At 37.3% G+C, this 15,386-nt stretch carries 14 protein-coding genes; 9 read left to right on the top strand and 5 right to left on the bottom strand.

Annotated features, from left to right (window positions below):
• The 5 genes from mads2 to H600_RS23080 form a co-directional block, all read right to left on the bottom strand.
• The gene (gene mads2, locus H600_RS0100700) at window positions 1-2,013 is read right to left on the bottom strand and encodes a methylation-associated defense system DNA methyltransferase MAD2 (RefSeq protein WP_026726986.1); all 2,013 of its coding nucleotides are present in this window, start codon (window positions 2,011-2,013) and stop codon (window positions 1-3) included.
• Window positions 2,013-2,855: a nucleotidyl transferase AbiEii/AbiGii toxin family protein gene (locus H600_RS0100695; protein WP_026726985.1), complete on the bottom strand. Its 843-nt coding sequence runs from the start codon at window positions 2,853-2,855 to the stop codon at window positions 2,013-2,015. The genes mads2 and H600_RS0100695 overlap by 1 nt, the downstream gene beginning before the upstream one ends.
• Window positions 2,845-3,828: a type IV toxin-antitoxin system AbiEi family antitoxin gene (locus H600_RS0100690; RefSeq protein ID WP_026726984.1), complete on the bottom strand. Its 984-nt coding sequence runs from the start codon at window positions 3,826-3,828 to the stop codon at window positions 2,845-2,847. The genes H600_RS0100695 and H600_RS0100690 overlap by 11 nt, the downstream gene beginning before the upstream one ends.
• 245 nt (window positions 3,829-4,073) lie before the next feature.
• Window positions 4,074-7,838 carry an SEC-C metal-binding domain-containing protein gene (locus H600_RS0100685; RefSeq protein ID WP_026726983.1) on the bottom strand — a complete coding sequence of 1,255 codons (3,765 nt, stop codon included), beginning with the start codon at window positions 7,836-7,838 and terminating at the stop codon, window positions 4,074-4,076.
• A gap of 280 nt (window positions 7,839-8,118) precedes the next feature.
• Window positions 8,119-8,901, bottom strand: a complete 783-nt coding sequence (locus H600_RS23080) for a hypothetical protein (RefSeq protein ID WP_026726982.1) — start codon at window positions 8,899-8,901, stop codon at window positions 8,119-8,121.
• Between the two features lie 857 nt (window positions 8,902-9,758).
• On the opposite strand from H600_RS23080, the gene H600_RS0100670 reads away from it, so the two are divergent.
• From H600_RS0100670 to H600_RS0100630, 9 genes are read left to right on the top strand one after another with little or no spacing between them, the layout of a single operon-like run.
• Complete coding sequence (locus H600_RS0100670) at window positions 9,759-10,136, top strand: single-stranded DNA-binding protein (RefSeq protein ID WP_026726981.1); 378 nt, start codon at window positions 9,759-9,761, stop codon at window positions 10,134-10,136.
• 44 nt (window positions 10,137-10,180) lie between these two features.
• Window positions 10,181-11,254: a DUF932 domain-containing protein gene (locus tag H600_RS0100665; protein WP_026726980.1), complete on the top strand. Its 1,074-nt coding sequence runs from the start codon at window positions 10,181-10,183 to the stop codon at window positions 11,252-11,254.
• A gap of 53 nt (window positions 11,255-11,307) precedes the next feature.
• Complete coding sequence (locus H600_RS0100660) at window positions 11,308-11,505, top strand: hypothetical protein (RefSeq protein ID WP_026726979.1); 198 nt, start codon at window positions 11,308-11,310, stop codon at window positions 11,503-11,505.
• A 9-nt stretch (window positions 11,506-11,514) separates the two neighbouring features.
• Complete coding sequence (locus H600_RS0100655; protein ID WP_245176521.1) at window positions 11,515-11,712, top strand: hypothetical protein; 198 nt, start codon at window positions 11,515-11,517, stop codon at window positions 11,710-11,712.
• Window positions 11,713-11,724: 12 nt separating this feature from the next.
• A complete protein-coding gene (locus H600_RS0100650; RefSeq protein ID WP_026726977.1) occupies window positions 11,725-12,324 on the top strand; it encodes a PRTRC system protein E in 600 nt (199 codons plus the stop codon).
• Window positions 12,325-12,349: 25 nt separating this feature from the next.
• Entirely contained in the window at window positions 12,350-12,568 is a 219-nt protein-coding gene (locus tag H600_RS0100645) for a PRTRC system protein C (protein ID WP_026726976.1), read from the top strand.
• A gap of 16 nt (window positions 12,569-12,584) precedes the next feature.
• A complete protein-coding gene (locus tag H600_RS0100640) occupies window positions 12,585-13,760 on the top strand; it encodes a hypothetical protein (protein WP_026726975.1) in 1,176 nt (391 codons plus the stop codon).
• Entirely contained in the window at window positions 13,757-14,485 is a 729-nt protein-coding gene (locus H600_RS0100635) for a PRTRC system protein B (RefSeq protein WP_026726974.1), read from the top strand. The genes H600_RS0100640 and H600_RS0100635 overlap by 4 nt, the downstream gene beginning before the upstream one ends.
• Window positions 14,482-15,288, top strand: coding sequence for a PRTRC system ThiF family protein (locus H600_RS0100630; RefSeq protein ID WP_026726973.1), 807 nt, complete (start codon window positions 14,482-14,484; stop codon window positions 15,286-15,288). The genes H600_RS0100635 and H600_RS0100630 overlap by 4 nt, the downstream gene beginning before the upstream one ends.
• Window positions 15,289-15,386 lie beyond the last annotated feature (98 nt).

The raw sequence follows: 15,386 nt of genomic DNA, 5'->3' as shown, positions 1-15,386 counted from the left end.
CTATTTTAAAAATTCTAAGTATGCCTTTGAAATTTTTGGTAAATCATCATCTAACATACGTTGCTTTTCAATTCTTGTTCTTACAATTGGTCTGCCATCTTCCGGCCTGTAGGCTACATATTTATTCTCCACTGGAAAGAGAATTTCAGCGCCATCTTCATCTCGCAGATAGATAGGATTTCCCCTTCGGTCTTTACCTAATTTTTCAGCTATTGCCATAAATACATCATAATCTTCTTCTCCACCGTGCGCAATATTTCGCTGGTTTGGAGATTTCTTTTGAAGAAATAATAATGATGCTTGTACACCAACTTGTGGCAGGAAAGCTTCTACAGCTAAATCTACCGAAGCTAATATTTTAAATTTATCCAATATCCATTCTCTAACTGGCAACGTATTCGGATTACCTAATATTCCATCAGGTAGAACAATTGCCATTTTACCGTCTTCTTTTAAGAAATTGTAGCACGCCTCAATGAACAGTATTTCTGGAGCATTTGAGTACTTAGATAGCTCAAAATGTACCGCTATATCTTCATCAACTTTTACTTTTGCGCCAAAAGGAGGATTGGTAAATATTATATCAAATTTTCCTCTTGCGCTGTCACCGTAAGGGCCAGCATCATCAGCCATTGATTTCAAACTTCGATTGATTGCTTTTTCAATTTTTTCAATTTCAGAAGGATGTTCCCAGTTTGGATAAGCTAAAGAATTGACATGAAATATGTTGGCGTGTCCATCACCCGCCATTACCATATTCATTCGGGCAGCTTTCTTCAGGTCAGGATCGAAATCAAAGCCAAATATGCTATTTTCGGCATATTCACGAACACGTTCATTGACTTCATATGTATTGTATTTTGCACTAAGCAATACTTCATCTTTGATTTCCGGATATAGTTTTTCCGCTATTTGTTTACGAACATGATCCAATACCATTACCAAAAAACCGCCAGAACCGCAAGCAGGATCCAGTACTCGTGTACTTTCAGTTGGATTCATCATTTCCACCATCGCCTTGATAATATTTCGAGGTGTAAAAAACTGACCGGCTTCTTGTTTCAAGGTATTACTCACAATAGTTTCATAAGCAAGTCCTTTAACATCAACAGTCGCATCAAGAAAGGAATACTTTGCTAATTCTCCTGCAATAAAAGAGATTCCTTTATCTGTAAGCTCTATAGATTCATAACCATCAAAAACATCAGAAAAAGTACCTTCTTTTTTTAAATCCTCGAAGATATCTTTAATTCTTTTTGCTACGGCTTTTCTGCCATCCTCACTATTCTGTTCTTTTACTCCTACCCAGAACTTTCGTCGATAAGATATGCCATCCGGCATATCCATGAAACGTCTTTTCTCATCATACAATTTGCAAAAAATTAGATAGAGAAGCTGCCAGAATGCATCTTTTTTACGTCCTTCATTTCCATAGATATAATCGTGTGAACGCTTAAAAACTTTAATTAACGAATCATTTGCAGGCTTACGGCTGTGAGAACGATCTCCCCGGTTTAAATCATCTAAAGTCTCTCCAAAACCTGGAAAATCTGATAAATCTGCAAAGGTAAAATCAAAACCAATTTGGTCATCTTCTTTTTGCAAATACTTAATATCTGTCCCGTTTGTCCATAAGCCAAATTCACAATTGTCAGACGCAGCAAGTGCATTTTCTAGTGTAATGGTTACACCTTTTTTCTTGTCATTCTCTTTTATCTTTTCGTCCTGGACAATCGCAATTCGAACAATGTGATCTTGTTCGTGTGATTTACCTTTTTCAAAAATGACGAGTTCAATTTTTTGTTTTTTATTTTTCCCAGTGTCTGGATCAATATAAATAATATTAAAATCACGTTCCATATCGGTCAGATCAAAGACATACTCTTCGTTGAGCATACGGATAATAGACTGCAGGTTGTTTTCTTGCGATGTTGCTTTTCTAGGTTTCTCCGTAAGAATGCACATTACTTGATTATCTTCTAATATTTGCTCTTTTGTATTATTAGTTCCCATTAATTTATTTTTTGGTTGAGGATTTGAAAGCAATCCAGTATATCATCAAATTTGATGTAATTTGTTTCTAGTATTTGGTTGAATAAAATGCTGTTTTCTCTTTCATTTATTTCGTTTTCAATGATAGCTTTCAATTTTGTTTTGCTGACTGCATTATCAGATAATAATACATTTATGTCAATCCCTAAAAGAGCTGCGCCAGCCTTTGTAATAGTAAAATTTTCTATTTCGTATACATCTTCGTAATAATTCATTACTGCTCTTTCTTCGTGAATATTGAGGTAGTTTAAAAGAATAAACCCCATATCATCAGCATCTTTATTCCCTTTATGATGTCGGTCTTTCCATGCAGCTAATTTTAAAATGAAAATTCCTGCCAATGAAACGATATCAATTTCCAGTGTGTCATCTATCTTAACTTTAACCAAATCTTTTTCAGCTTCTATAAAACCTAGCACTGTCATTGCAAAAGATTGATCAGGTGGCCAAAAGATTTTATCTTCTGCATTTGTAATTCCCCCATAAGGAACTATATCTAATTGAAAGTCATTTAAATATAAAAACCTTTGTTGTTGCTTGGCGTCTTTCGTAAAATTAGGTAGTTGTGTGATCTCATTTTCAATAATTGAAAATTCGTCCCATTTGTCTATGGCTATTGCAATATCTATATCTTTAGTTCTTCTGCCAGACTTTTCGCCATGAAGTTCCATGATAATATCTCTGGCAGTTGCTCCAATCACAAAAAACTTCACATCTAATTTTTCAAATAGGGGAATCAGCTCGTCCAGCAGTTTTTTTAACAAGGGATGTTCCAGTTTTTCACTCGATATTTTATAATCCATTCTCTAAAATAATTTTAGCAGTTTCTATATTTCTATTGTTTCCAGTTCCTAGCAAATCTGCATATACAACCAGTGGAGGTGCAGTGTGTTCATTTTTTAGATAGAAATTGTTTGTCCAGAACTTAGTATATACTTCAATATTACCTGTCTCATCAGGTACAAGTTTTAGTTCTTTTGCAACTTTACTTATCTCTTCATCTGAGTATATGATGTAATCTTTTGATTTTAGATATCCAGTTAAAAGCTCGCCTCCGGGTTCTCCTCCTAAATATAGTTTTATATAACTATTATTTATAATATTTTTTATACTGAAATCATTTCCGATAGCTCGCATTTTCTTTCTGAAATTTCGCGGTTTTAATAGTTCGTTATAGGCAATTACCCAGCGTTCAATAATTTCAACCTGATTTTTCAGTACTCTTTTGTTCTTTGTCTTTAATAGATAGTGGCTTTCTTCTAGTTCTTTGAAGATATTACTTACAGATCCCAACGCAATTCCTGTTTTTTCTGCTAATTCGCGATATGAAAATTGCAATGTTTCAGGATTAGAAATAAGTAATAGTAGTAATTTTAGACCTGCTTCTTGAAAAGCACGAGTTTGATTCGTTTTTTTATTAATTTTTGCTTTTCTTCCTTCGACATATATATACAAATTTTTAGTTTTGATAAATGCATTTCCTGATGCATCTAGGTAATTGATGCCATTGTTTTTAAGCTCATCTGCTGTGTTTTTAGTCAGATAGTCCGCAATGACGATATTGTTTCTTGTATAATTGATGTCCTTTAAACCAGACATAATGATGCCGTAATTTGCATTTTTTGCATTTTTTTTTGCAACACAATAAAAAGTCTCGTTGTTAATTTGAATCACAACATCATATATTTTTCGGATGCTATCAATAACAATAGGAACTCCTATTGTTTCCTCTAAAGAAGCAATAGCTTCATAAACAAAATCATTGTCTCTATACATTTTTTGTTCAATAAAATTAAATGTTCAGCAGGAATGAACAGTCAAAAATAGTGAACAAAAATAGGATTTACAAATTTTTAAAAGAAAAATTATTGTTTTTATCTTTCTAATCCAGAAGGGCCTATCTATACTTAGCATTTTCAGCGAAATGGTTTTAAACACTTCGGCAACGTTTGGAAAATTAAAATTCATCATGGTAATTTGGGCTTGTTTTTGCGATTCCTGTTTCTGATGAAATTATGGTGCTATTCCTCTAAATAGGTTATTCCTTTTTTTCTAAGAAAGACAAATGATTTTACAGGCAATGGCAGGCTATTCTTTGATATGTATGAAAGAGGTATTTCGTCTGCAGTCAGTATTAAAGATTTAATATCATAGCTATCTATATCTGGCACAAACTTCACCAATGAAGATTTATTTTGCAGTAGCCATTTGTGGCGATCATTATGCTTTCTCATCTTGGCTTTTTTGTCATTGCCATCCCTTCCAAGATAATCGTCCATTTCAACTTTCATTTCATGAACATTTCTTCCTCCTGTTATATTCTTGCATTCTATAGGATATACGACTTTTTTTGTATGGTCAATTACCAGAAGATCTATATCTCCATAGGGTTTATCAGTTTTAAGATGAAGATCAGAAACATCTTTGTCCATTTTAATCTCATAGGAAACCACCTCAAATGTGGTCTCTTTTTCAAACCATTCCTTGACCTGCTTTCTGAAGGGACTTCCTTTTTCTCCTGAAATGCCAGCCAGCCATGATTTCATTAATGGAGTTTTCGGATTTGGAAGCTTGCTAGTATATAGCAAGTAAAGCAAATTATCTGCAAACTGTGCAAGATGGCGGTAGCCATAATAATAAAAGATTAAATTTTCTTCCCTTACTTTGACCAAGGGTCTTCGTAAATAAGAAATAGAACGGTTGTATCTCCATGGAAAAATATCCTGTCCGGTATATCCTACTGGAGGAGTACCTATATTGTCTCTTTCTAATAAAGAAAGAAGGACAAGAGCGGTGGTAATTTCGCCAGCGGTTATATTATCAATTTTTTCTAATATTTCAATGCATTGTCGTTCTTCCAGAATTATGCAAGGATCGCCTTTAGAAAAGCCTTCCTTTACCAATGCACCAATAATTTTTGATAGGCTGGTAAGCGAAATTCCAAATTCCATGCTAAACGCAAGATCTAGCGCCTTCGAATCTTCAGTTTCGATTGCAGGTCCAGACTTTCTTTCATTTACATAGTTTGTATCGAAATCTTCAATAAACCGGAATATCTCACTTTCATTCTTTGCAATTGCATAAGGAGTAAAGGCTTCTCGTTCCATTGTTTTTTCTGAACCGATGCGCCCAGAAGGTAATAAACCCATTTTCGGATTGTCGATCTTAGTGCGTATTGCTTCACTAAGCGATCCCCATTGCGTAATCTGATTTGCCAGCGCCAATAATTCATCAGTGTCGTCCAGGTTGGCCCATTTATTACCATGTGGAATTTTTAATGCCACAAATTCTATGAGTGTCCTGATTGAATGAGCTGTTGTTACTAGATTTTTTCCTTTGCTTCTCAACCTTTTTCCTTCATTTTCCTCATCGCTGAAGCAAGCAATTTTGGCAGGGAGCAAAATTTCCCGGAATTCTTTTATCTGGACACATCTTTCGTTAAAGGGTATGAGCCATCTGAGCAAGGCCTTTCCATCAAATACTGCCAGCTTTGAAGTTATTTGGGCAATCAGACCGGTAACTATATCGTCACAAAGCTTTATTTTTGACGCAATATCTGATATAGTTTCAGGAATCTCATATCCTTCAGGAAGATAACCCTTTAGGTTATCTAATATATGAGAAATATCTGCATCGTCTAGATAACGAAGTCTTGGAAGTCGTCTGTCATCCATTCTAACATTTTGCGACACATCACTGAACAGTAGCATTTTTGCCTGCGAAGGTCTCAGAGTTTCTTCAATGATTTGCTCAATTATTTCTGGGCTAAGGCGTGTACTTTTACCTGCAGCTTGTATATAAAGAACCATGCCATGTAAAACCGAGCGCATTAAAATTCTATCAGAGGTATTATCTGGCAATGTAAGGCTATACATGAATTCAAATGGTATTCCAATTTTTAAAACCGGATGTACGATCTCATGAGTAAGTTTTATGCTTTCACTGCTTACAAGTTTGATTTCGAAATCTTGACCGCTTGCTATTCTACTGTCTGCCACAATTTCAATTTCAAACTGCACAAGATTGAGATCGGATAAATACGGATCAAGCAGATTATGCATTTTATACAACCAAAAAGCCACAGCTTCGCAAGTATCAGTCGCCCAGCTTTCTTCATATGCCCTGGTTTGGGTATTGGTAATCCATATTGGCATTTTATAGCCTTCTATAACTATACGGAAATTTTTACTTATTTCCCTTTCTATGTAAATTGGCACATAGTCTCGGTATCTGGATACTTTTGCATAACCAAATTGACCGTTAACAAATATAGGAACTGCATGCACATTCTGCTGTTTCTCCACATCCATTGCAAAGTCGGCAGCCCCTCCGTTCACAATAGTCAGCATTCCTCTAAAAGGATTTATTTTATCAGAATCCAGTAAACTATTATTATTCGCTTTATATACTGCATAGATATCCAAAATTCCACCCAGCGTAAAGATTTCCAATTGCTGGCTGGTCCAATTGTAGCATTTGGCAAACTTCCACAATGATAATACATTGGTATCTTTATCAGTTAAGATGGTATTAAGTTCGCTATAGCGAGTTGCTAGCGATTGATAGTCAGATTGAGATTGACCTGATAAGAAACTGAATTCTTCTGAAGTTTCAGCCGTAACATAAAGGCAAAAGATATCAAAGTTCTGGTTAGTATTAAGTGATTTTAAATACGCAACTACCTCTTTAGATCTTTGGTCAATAGAACTTAAATTGTACGCCTCAGAACGTTCAATGTAACAGACATATGCCAGTTTTTGATTGTCAAATTGAAATACAGCCTCCCTAATAGCAAGATTTGTTTCTTGTAAAGTAATATCCGTTGCTAGCCAGCCCTTCACTGATAAAGCTCTGCAGGTGATGTTAAATTGACGTGCATATAACAAGTTTAATAGTTCTTCATAACAATCATGTTTTTTCGCAGTTGCAAATATGAATTGAACAAGTGTGTGCACAATCGCTGTTGGCATATACAAAAGAATAGAATCATCTACCTCAATCAGAGGTTTAATATTCACAACATTATTGTCAGGATTGTCATCATTAAGTTCGGAACTTCGCGGAACTAAAATAAAGGCGTCGATGGTTTTTATATCATATTGATGAAGCTCACAAATTTTAGATATATATTCTTTAGAAAAATACATGGCTTGAATTAGTTCAGAAGCTTTATCATGCTGAGGTAATTTGATGTTTTTTTGTGCACTTTTTTCGTATTGATAAGGAATATGCCCAGCATCATTAGCTACGTTTTGGCTCATTAGTAATAGTAGGCCCACCGCATCCCTGATTTCCTTGATAAATTCTTTATCTAGTTCGTTCCTCTGAAGAAAAATGCACTCTGTGAGCTCATTCAGAATTCTGGTGTAGCCATCATGTATTCCAGGATAGACAGTATAGTTTCCTTCTTCAAAGACTGCATTTTCAGTAAAAGCGCAATTTGGAGCATTTTCATTTGCTATTCCTTCTGTATAATTTGCTATTGCTACTTGCAAAGCACCCCAAGTGGCGATAGGTCTAGTGTCATTTTCTTTTACTTGAAGAAGGATTTCCCTTGCCATCTGCTCAAACCTGTAATTTTTACCATGATTTTCGGGCTCTAGTTGCAATACAGCGAGTAGTCCTAAAATTTGTAGTGGATTTTTTTTTTGCACAAGTTCAGCGAAATCCATTTGTTTTGTTTCCTTCGTTGGTTGACCGAGATCTGATTTTTTGTTTAAATGACAGTACTTATATTTTATTCCACTTCCGCAATGGCAAAAGTCATTTCGTCCTATTTTCCCCATTTGTTTTTCGAATTATAATAATTTTTCCTTTCCATTCTTTCTATGGCTTTCAACACCGACTTGATCTAAGTTCCTCGCCTTGACTTTTATGCCAACAACTTGAAATAGAAATGATTTTGATTTAATTCTTGAAATTGAACACGTTTAATTTCTTGATAAATAGGCAATCTTGAATATGTTTTTATGAAAAAAGAGGCAAAGCCTCCTTTCAACATTCATTGTGCCCTTATAGTACAAAACTCTAACCATTTGCTGCAAGATTAGAGCCTTTTGTGTGAAATTAATTAACGATTAAGCCCTCCTCATCAACTTCGGTGGCTAATTCAATAACTTTATGGATTAAGAAAGCCTCAACCAACGAAAGTGCGTAGTCCCGATCGATGGGTAACATATCTGGCTTTATAACTTCTTCAATATATTGTTCAGGGTTCCATAATTTACGAACTAGTTCAGGATGTTCATGCTCGATACTTTGCAGCGTATCCTCGAATTTCTTGTTTGCCACCTCAATGAATTCCTTAAGATCTTTTCCGGCCAATGGCAGGGTGGTAATTTTAACTGTAGATTTCTTTTCCATTTGTTTAATTTTTTGATTTTCAATTGATGGTTTCTCTCTTTTAGCCAGACGGTAGTCGTAGCCATCACTTTGGTGGCCATCTACATCAGCAAAAACTGCTTTGAAAATTTCGAGTTTGTCCTCGTCATCTAATGTTATACTGTTTTGGTTTTCAACATCCAGGATGTAATATCCCCAATCTTCAGTCCTGATTTTGTGCATATTGTCTAAAAGCAGTTTGGCTAATTCCAATGCCGGCGGAGAAGCCTTAAGCATTTCTGTCCATTTTTCAAATCCCACCAATTTCGCAATGATATGCTGGGCGTTCATTAGTGTGAAATGGTTTTCATCGATGTCGAAGTCAGTGACCAGCGCGTCAACATCGAAAAATTTTGGCGAATACTCAAAGAGGTTGTCGCCTAACGAAGAATCAAAATAAGGTTTTTGTGTTTTAAAATCTTTGTGCAGATTTTTTGCCTGGAGTTTGAAGTACTCAATAGTTTTCATAATACATTCCTTTAGTACCGACTTAATTATCCCGAATATTTGCGTTCGTAATCTTTATTTGGATAATAAGCAGGTAGGTTAGCATTATTAAACTATTGGCTGATGAAATCTTTGCACGAACGAGCAAGCTTGCCAACAAGCATATGCAATATTAAAAATAAAATTTTAATTAACCAAATTTATTGTGCTGATTTATAGCCACATGGATGCTAACTGTGTGTTTGTATTTTAAAATTATTCTTATTGAGAATGGAAAGTAAAACCGCATTATAGTATTCAATTTGAAAAAATATATTTGAACGCCTTTAACTCTCACCTTGCGATGGGAGTTCTTTTTGAGTAACACCAAAATCACAAATGGTCTTACCCGATCAGCTTCAAGACGTTTCCTAACTTTTTTTTGGAGTTAGAACCAAACCGCCAATTTCATCAAAAAAGATTTCATTTTTAAAAACTTCCGCATAGAGGCAGTTGTTCTGATCTTACATTCATTTCTTGTCTTTCATTACTTCCCCTTCATTTTTATATTCAATAACCAGTATGCTTTTGTCTCATTTCAGCAGCAAAGGTATTTCCGTGTCCTTAACGCAATAGCAAGCCCAGGCCCTTCAGGTTTTCCAAAAAATCTCCACCCATCCGGGTTGTATTTTTTGGCAAAGCCTTGCTATTGCTAAACACTAACCTTTTTATGCTCCCGAAACGAAACATAGCATACTCCGGCTCTTTAGACGAATAAAAAAAATGTCAGCAATGAAAAGTAAAATATTAAAAATGGATTTGATGAAACAAAACAGCACCTCCTCTCATTGCCGAATAAAATTTCAAAAAAAAATTAATCACTAAAAATCGCAGGAATTATGAACATCACAGGAAGAGTGACAGCGGATGCGCAGGTACGCAACGTGTCGAACAGCAAAACAGTAGTAAACTTTTCGGTAGCCATCAACGACAGCTACAAGAACAAGGCGGGCGAACGAATAGAGCAGACAACGTATTTCGACTGCGCCTATTGGCTTAGTCCAAAAGTAGCGCAGATACTCACTAAAGGTACGGTGGTAGAACTGACAGGGAAAGTGAGCGCAAGAGCGTGGACAGGCAGTGACGGACAGGCGCACGCAGGACTGAACTTCAACACCTCGCAAATCAAACTGCACGGGGGCGGTAAAAAAGCCGAAGCGCTACAGGCTCCCACAGGAAACAACAATGACGATACAAAGGACGACCTGCCATTTTAACAACGAGCACCTAAATAATTCAAACAATTTAAAATTTAAAAATCATGGCACATAATATCAATTTTAACAGCGAAACAGGACGTTATTCATTCTTTAGCGTAAAGGAAAAAGCGTGGCACGGACTAGGGCAAATTGTAGAGCAATACCCAACAAGCGAGGAAGCTATAAAATTTGCAGGGTTAGATTACGAAGTCGTTAAAAGTCCGCTATTTAGCAAAGGTACGGGTATCATTCAAACTGCCGACAGTATCGAGATTGGCAGTAACGAATTGGAAGTTCCTAACTACTTTGCTAATATCCGCACCGATAACAATGCAATATTGGGGGTGGTAGGCAAAGACTATCATATCGTGCAGAACCGTGAAGCATTTAACTTTTTTGATGCGATTGTAGGCGGTGGAGAGGGAATACTATATGAAACCGCGGGAGCGCTGGGGAATGGGGAACGCATATTTATCACAGCCAAACTACCTGACTATATCCGTGTAGGCAATGGTGATGATGTAACCGAAAAATACATTTTCCTGACCACTTCGCACGATGGTAGCGGAAGTATCACAGCCGCTTTTACGCCTATTCGTATCGTATGCCAAAACACCCTTAATGCTTCGTTGCGAAGTATGACAAATGTAGTGCGTATCAAACACACATCGGGAGCAAAACAGCGTATTGAGAACGCCCACAAAATTATGGGATTGGCGAACACCCTGAGCATCCAGTTAGAGAATATTTTCAATGAATGGGCGAAAGTAAAGGTAACAGACAAGGAAGTGAGAAAGGTAATCCAATTGGCACTTTGTCCAAATAAAGAAACTTTCGATTTACTAAAAAAAGGTGCAGAGGATGAAGTTTCCACGCTGTTCAGAAATATGGTAGACGATGCCTTTGCGTATGCTATGACAAGCGACACACAGCAGATGGATACGACTAAAGGCACATTATTCGGCGCATATAACGCTGTTACGGGCTACTATCAGAATGTCCGCAATTACAAAGACGATGAAGCCAAGTTGCAGAGCATTGTTTTAGGCGGTACTGCTCAACTCAAATCACAAAAAGCATTTGACTTGTGTACAGGCTTTGCCTTAGATGGTGCAGAAATCCTAAATTTTAATTAGATAAACAAAGGCTACCGCCTTAATCGGTGGTAGTCTACTATAAAATAACTGATATGAAAGCAAAATCAATAGACGAAGCTAAAAATATGGCTAAATCACAAAGCCTTGAAACGAAATACAAAGACGAAGCTATATATATCATTTACTGCAATAGAACCGAATATTTCTATATAGATACCAATAGCCTTTTAAGGAATTGGGAACAGCTTACAGGCTATTATGAGAACGGAGTTTATAACGCTGAAAACTGAACAGATAAAATGATGAAGATAACAGATTTGAATGGTTGCCCTATTGAGGTGAGCAACCTTAAAAAAGCCATTAAAATGGCAGGACACTATAAGGAATATCGCCACAAGGACAAAAGTTTCTCCGAGTTCGATAAAAGGCAGAAAACCTATTGGGCAGATATGCACGAGAAACTCAGAGCCACTAAAAAACAATTACACGACAATTAAAATTTTAGAACGATGAACGCAAATTTTTTCCATCAGGTAGCACAGTTGCAGATTACAGGTGATTTGCAACTCACCATAGCAAAAGGAGCAGAAAACAACCTAATCGTATCGGTTATGCTCCAAAACGAACAATGCGGAGATAACGCAAAGAACATCATACCGCCCCTTAATCTTCGGGGAACAGCCGAAGAACTTGACAACGGTTTTTTCGAAAAGATAACCACACCCATTCAAACCGCTTCGGGCTTAATGGTCGATATGGAAAGCTTTATGAAGCAGTTGGAAGAAACCAAAAAACAGTCGGCAATGGAAAAAGATAAAGCCGACAGGCAGAAGAAAGAACAGGAAGCCAAAGACAAAAAGTTCAAAGACGCAATGGCAAAAGCGGATGAACTTGAGAAAGAAGGAAAGCACCGTGAAGCGTGGGTAAAAGTACCCGAAATAACAGAGTTCCCTGAAAAGGCTGACGAGATACGAAAACGCAAAAGAGAACTATCCGACAAGTTTTCTGCGCCAAGTCTTTTTGGAGCTATCGAGGAAGAAAAACCTGAGCCCGCAAAATCGGAACAAGTAACTGCCGATTACCCAACAGAAACTGCACAGGAAAACTAAATGTAATAACTTAAAATTCATCATCATGTTATTAGCAACGCAATTGGAAAGGGTGTTTATACTTAAAGATAAAGGACACGATATTATATTGACCGATCCCGAACCACGCTGGAGCGTGGAAGCAGTACTAAATTTTTACGCCAACAGGTATCCCATTCTGACAACCGCCAAAGTATCTGCACCCGTCATCAAGGATGATGCAGTAGAATATCGATTTGAGAGCGTAATGGGCACTAAAGGTTAAATCTAAATTTAAAACAATGGACTATGCACAAACATATCATATCGGGAACAATCAAGCAACCCGAACAAAAAAGACAAAGGCAGTTGTACAAACAGCTCAGCGAGTTCGCCCAATGGATGCAAAAACCCAAAGATGCGAGCGAAGTTCAAAAAGACAAACGCAGGTCAGTACCTGTGGAAATGTTGCCAATGGTTTTCTAAAGACTTCGTTCCTGCCAAGACTGAAAGAAACTGAAACGCTACAGGCTTGTATGGAAACAGCAAAAATGCACAAGGATTTTTACAAGTCGCTGTCATTACTTGCAGAGCATTATAATATTGAACCTATGCAAACCAACCAATTTGACTATCCTTACAATATGGCGTTGGCTATAAGGGATATTGAAGAAAAGTTAAAGCAAAGTGTTCTGAATTGGCAGGAAATACGTTTGGTGCAGGACAGTAAGCAAACCTATTTCATCAGTGAGGAAAAATACAACACCGGTACAACCCTGTATTATATACCGATTGAACCGCTTTATCAGATGCTCCACGACCCCAAGCGCAAAAGAAACGCCCAACTGCTTATTTCTGTTTGCTCTTACCTATACCACATTGCTGATATTCCTTATTTCAGACAGAAAGAAAGCTACCTGTATTGGATGTATGAAATGCACAAAGAATGGGTGGAGCAGGACGATGAAACAGACGAAAATGAAGCGTCTAAGCTTGAGTTTGAAAAAGCGGAATTCATTGGAGATTGTATCGAGCAAAAGATTTTTAACCCTATGAGTTTACAGGTATTCGGTCAGCGTTTAAACACTTTTAAAAGTAGTGATGTATTCGACCACGAATGTTGGCAGATTGCGTGCAACGCCTTTGCCTTGTACACAGAATACCCCAAGGCAAGCATTTTCCGAAATGCGCCAATGCGGGAACAAGACCCTGATAATGACGACGACGACAATGAAACGATTGGTATGGAAAAGTATATCTCTTTTATATCGCACACAAAAGGATGGCTATACGAGAACCTGGCCCAGAGCATCAACAACGAGTTTAATGAATACGCAGAAATGCAGGAACCGACCATCTGCAAACGATTTGACACAAAAGCGGTAACGAAAAACACCCTTGATTTTGAGAACAGATTATTTGCCCTTTTGGACGATATATGCGATTTGTTTTATAATTATAAAACCACAAGAAAATGAAAAATACAATAGATATAACAGAAAGCTTTGGTACGTTGTACCATCCTAAATCTGCACTCGTTTTCTATGAAACCAAAGGAGCGGACAGCGATGTATATGTGGAGCATTTTGATATGGACAATAACGGCACTCCTATTAATGCCCACCCACTCACAGAGAGGGAAGCAAAAGTATTGGCAAGGGCATTGGTAACAGAAAAGGACAAGGAACAAGCTTTTTTAAAATCCAATGGGATTTTGGGGACGAACATACTGCATATCACTCCTAATAAAGAGAAAGGTGCAGTACTATGGCACTCAAAAGCACAAAAGCGACAACTGTATTTTGTGGAGAATTTGGATATACCCAACGGAGTTGCGTATGTACCACCAATGATTTGGTATGCCAACAAAAACAGCCTTGCGGTTTATGCACTTGTAAGCGATAGAAGACCAACTGAGAAAACACCTTTGTATTGCGCACCATTTTTTAACATCTATCAAGATGGGAAAGTATGTATGGGTTCGGTCAATATCAATATCAAAAACTCCGCTTCGATAGAAGAATTTACACTTGCTTGGGAAGATTACTTTTTCAACAGTTACTTCAGCCATTTACTGGGAAACAACAGTCCGATACAAGGCAATTGTGTAAACCTTTGGAAAGAGCTTATCCAAACGGGGAAACCTTTTCCTAAAGAAGTATTGAAAAAAAACAACAAAACACTTAAAAATCTATTGCCATGAATACCGAGAAAACAAAAATACATTTTACGGATAACTACCTCATAAATCCGACCAACCCTATCACCGTAAATGTAATCGGTGCAGGAGGCACGGGTTCAAAAGTACTGACCGCCTTAATGGAAATGAACCACAGCTTAATTGAACTTGGACACGCAGGGTTATCCGTTCGCCTTTGGGATGACGATGTTATCACGACTGCCAATTTGGGCAGACAGCGTTTTGCCGAGTGCGAGGTTGGCTTATTTAAATCCGTTGCCCTTATTAATCGGGCAAATCGTTTTATGGGAACTTATTGGAAATCGGAAACGGTGAAATTTGAGAAAGATAGTTTGGGAAGACTGCCTCAAAATGCAGAGGCAACTATCTATATTACTTGTGTGGACAATGTACAGGCGAGGTTTGGCGTTGCTGAAATACTTAAAGAATTATGCAACCGTAGAAATCATAGAGATACACCTAAATATTGGTTAGACTTTGGCAACAGCCAACATACAGGACAGGTCATATTATCCACTATTGGAGAAATTAAGCAACCCAACTCTGAAAAGTATGAAACGGTGGCAAGCCTGCCATTTGTTACCGAAGAATTTGGGGAATTGCTACTACAGTCCGAAGAACAGGACGACACACCAAGCTGTTCCTTAGCAGAAGCCTTGGAAAAACAAGAATTGTTTATCAATTCTGCCTTGGCACAAATGGGATGTTCGCTGTTGTGGAGTTTGTTCCGTTATGGCATGACCGAGTACAGGGGATTTTTCCTTAATCTTGGAAATTTTCAGTCACAGCCCCTAAAAGTCGCCTGATCCAAAATCGGGCGGCAAAAAGACATTCCCTCCCAAAAGGTCGGGACAGTCTTTTTGCGTTTAAGCGGTGCAGTCATTTTAATAAAAATGCACAATGC

The sequence above is a fragment of the Flavobacterium denitrificans DSM 15936 genome, from assembly GCF_000425445.1.
GTDB lineage: Bacteria > Bacteroidota > Bacteroidia > Flavobacteriales > Flavobacteriaceae > Flavobacterium > Flavobacterium denitrificans.
The sequence above is the reverse complement of the archived record's forward strand: the minus strand, read 5'-3'. Positions and strand labels throughout refer to the sequence as shown.

Coding starts and splice junctions, on each gene's coding strand:
- mads2 (WP_026726986.1), bottom strand. CDS start 2,013: ATGGGAACTAATAATACAAAAGAGCAAATATTAGAAGATAATCAAGTA.
- H600_RS0100695 (WP_026726985.1), bottom strand. CDS start 2,855: ATGGATTATAAAATATCGAGTGAAAAACTGGAACATCCCTTGTTAAAA.
- H600_RS0100690 (WP_026726984.1), bottom strand. CDS start 3,828: ATGTATAGAGACAATGATTTTGTTTATGAAGCTATTGCTTCTTTAGAG.
- H600_RS0100685 (WP_026726983.1), bottom strand. CDS start 7,838: ATGGGGAAAATAGGACGAAATGACTTTTGCCATTGCGGAAGTGGAATA.
- H600_RS23080 (WP_026726982.1), bottom strand. CDS start 8,901: ATGAAAACTATTGAGTACTTCAAACTCCAGGCAAAAAATCTGCACAAA.
- H600_RS0100670 (WP_026726981.1), top strand. CDS start 9,759: ATGAACATCACAGGAAGAGTGACAGCGGATGCGCAGGTACGCAACGTG.
- H600_RS0100665 (WP_026726980.1), top strand. CDS start 10,181: ATGGCACATAATATCAATTTTAACAGCGAAACAGGACGTTATTCATTC.
- H600_RS0100660 (WP_026726979.1), top strand. CDS start 11,308: ATGAAAGCAAAATCAATAGACGAAGCTAAAAATATGGCTAAATCACAA.
- H600_RS0100655 (WP_245176521.1), top strand. CDS start 11,515: ATGATGAAGATAACAGATTTGAATGGTTGCCCTATTGAGGTGAGCAAC.
- H600_RS0100650 (WP_026726977.1), top strand. CDS start 11,725: ATGAACGCAAATTTTTTCCATCAGGTAGCACAGTTGCAGATTACAGGT.
- H600_RS0100645 (WP_026726976.1), top strand. CDS start 12,350: ATGTTATTAGCAACGCAATTGGAAAGGGTGTTTATACTTAAAGATAAA.
- H600_RS0100640 (WP_026726975.1), top strand. CDS start 12,585: ATGGACTATGCACAAACATATCATATCGGGAACAATCAAGCAACCCGA.
- H600_RS0100635 (WP_026726974.1), top strand. CDS start 13,757: ATGAAAAATACAATAGATATAACAGAAAGCTTTGGTACGTTGTACCAT.
- H600_RS0100630 (WP_026726973.1), top strand. CDS start 14,482: ATGAATACCGAGAAAACAAAAATACATTTTACGGATAACTACCTCATA.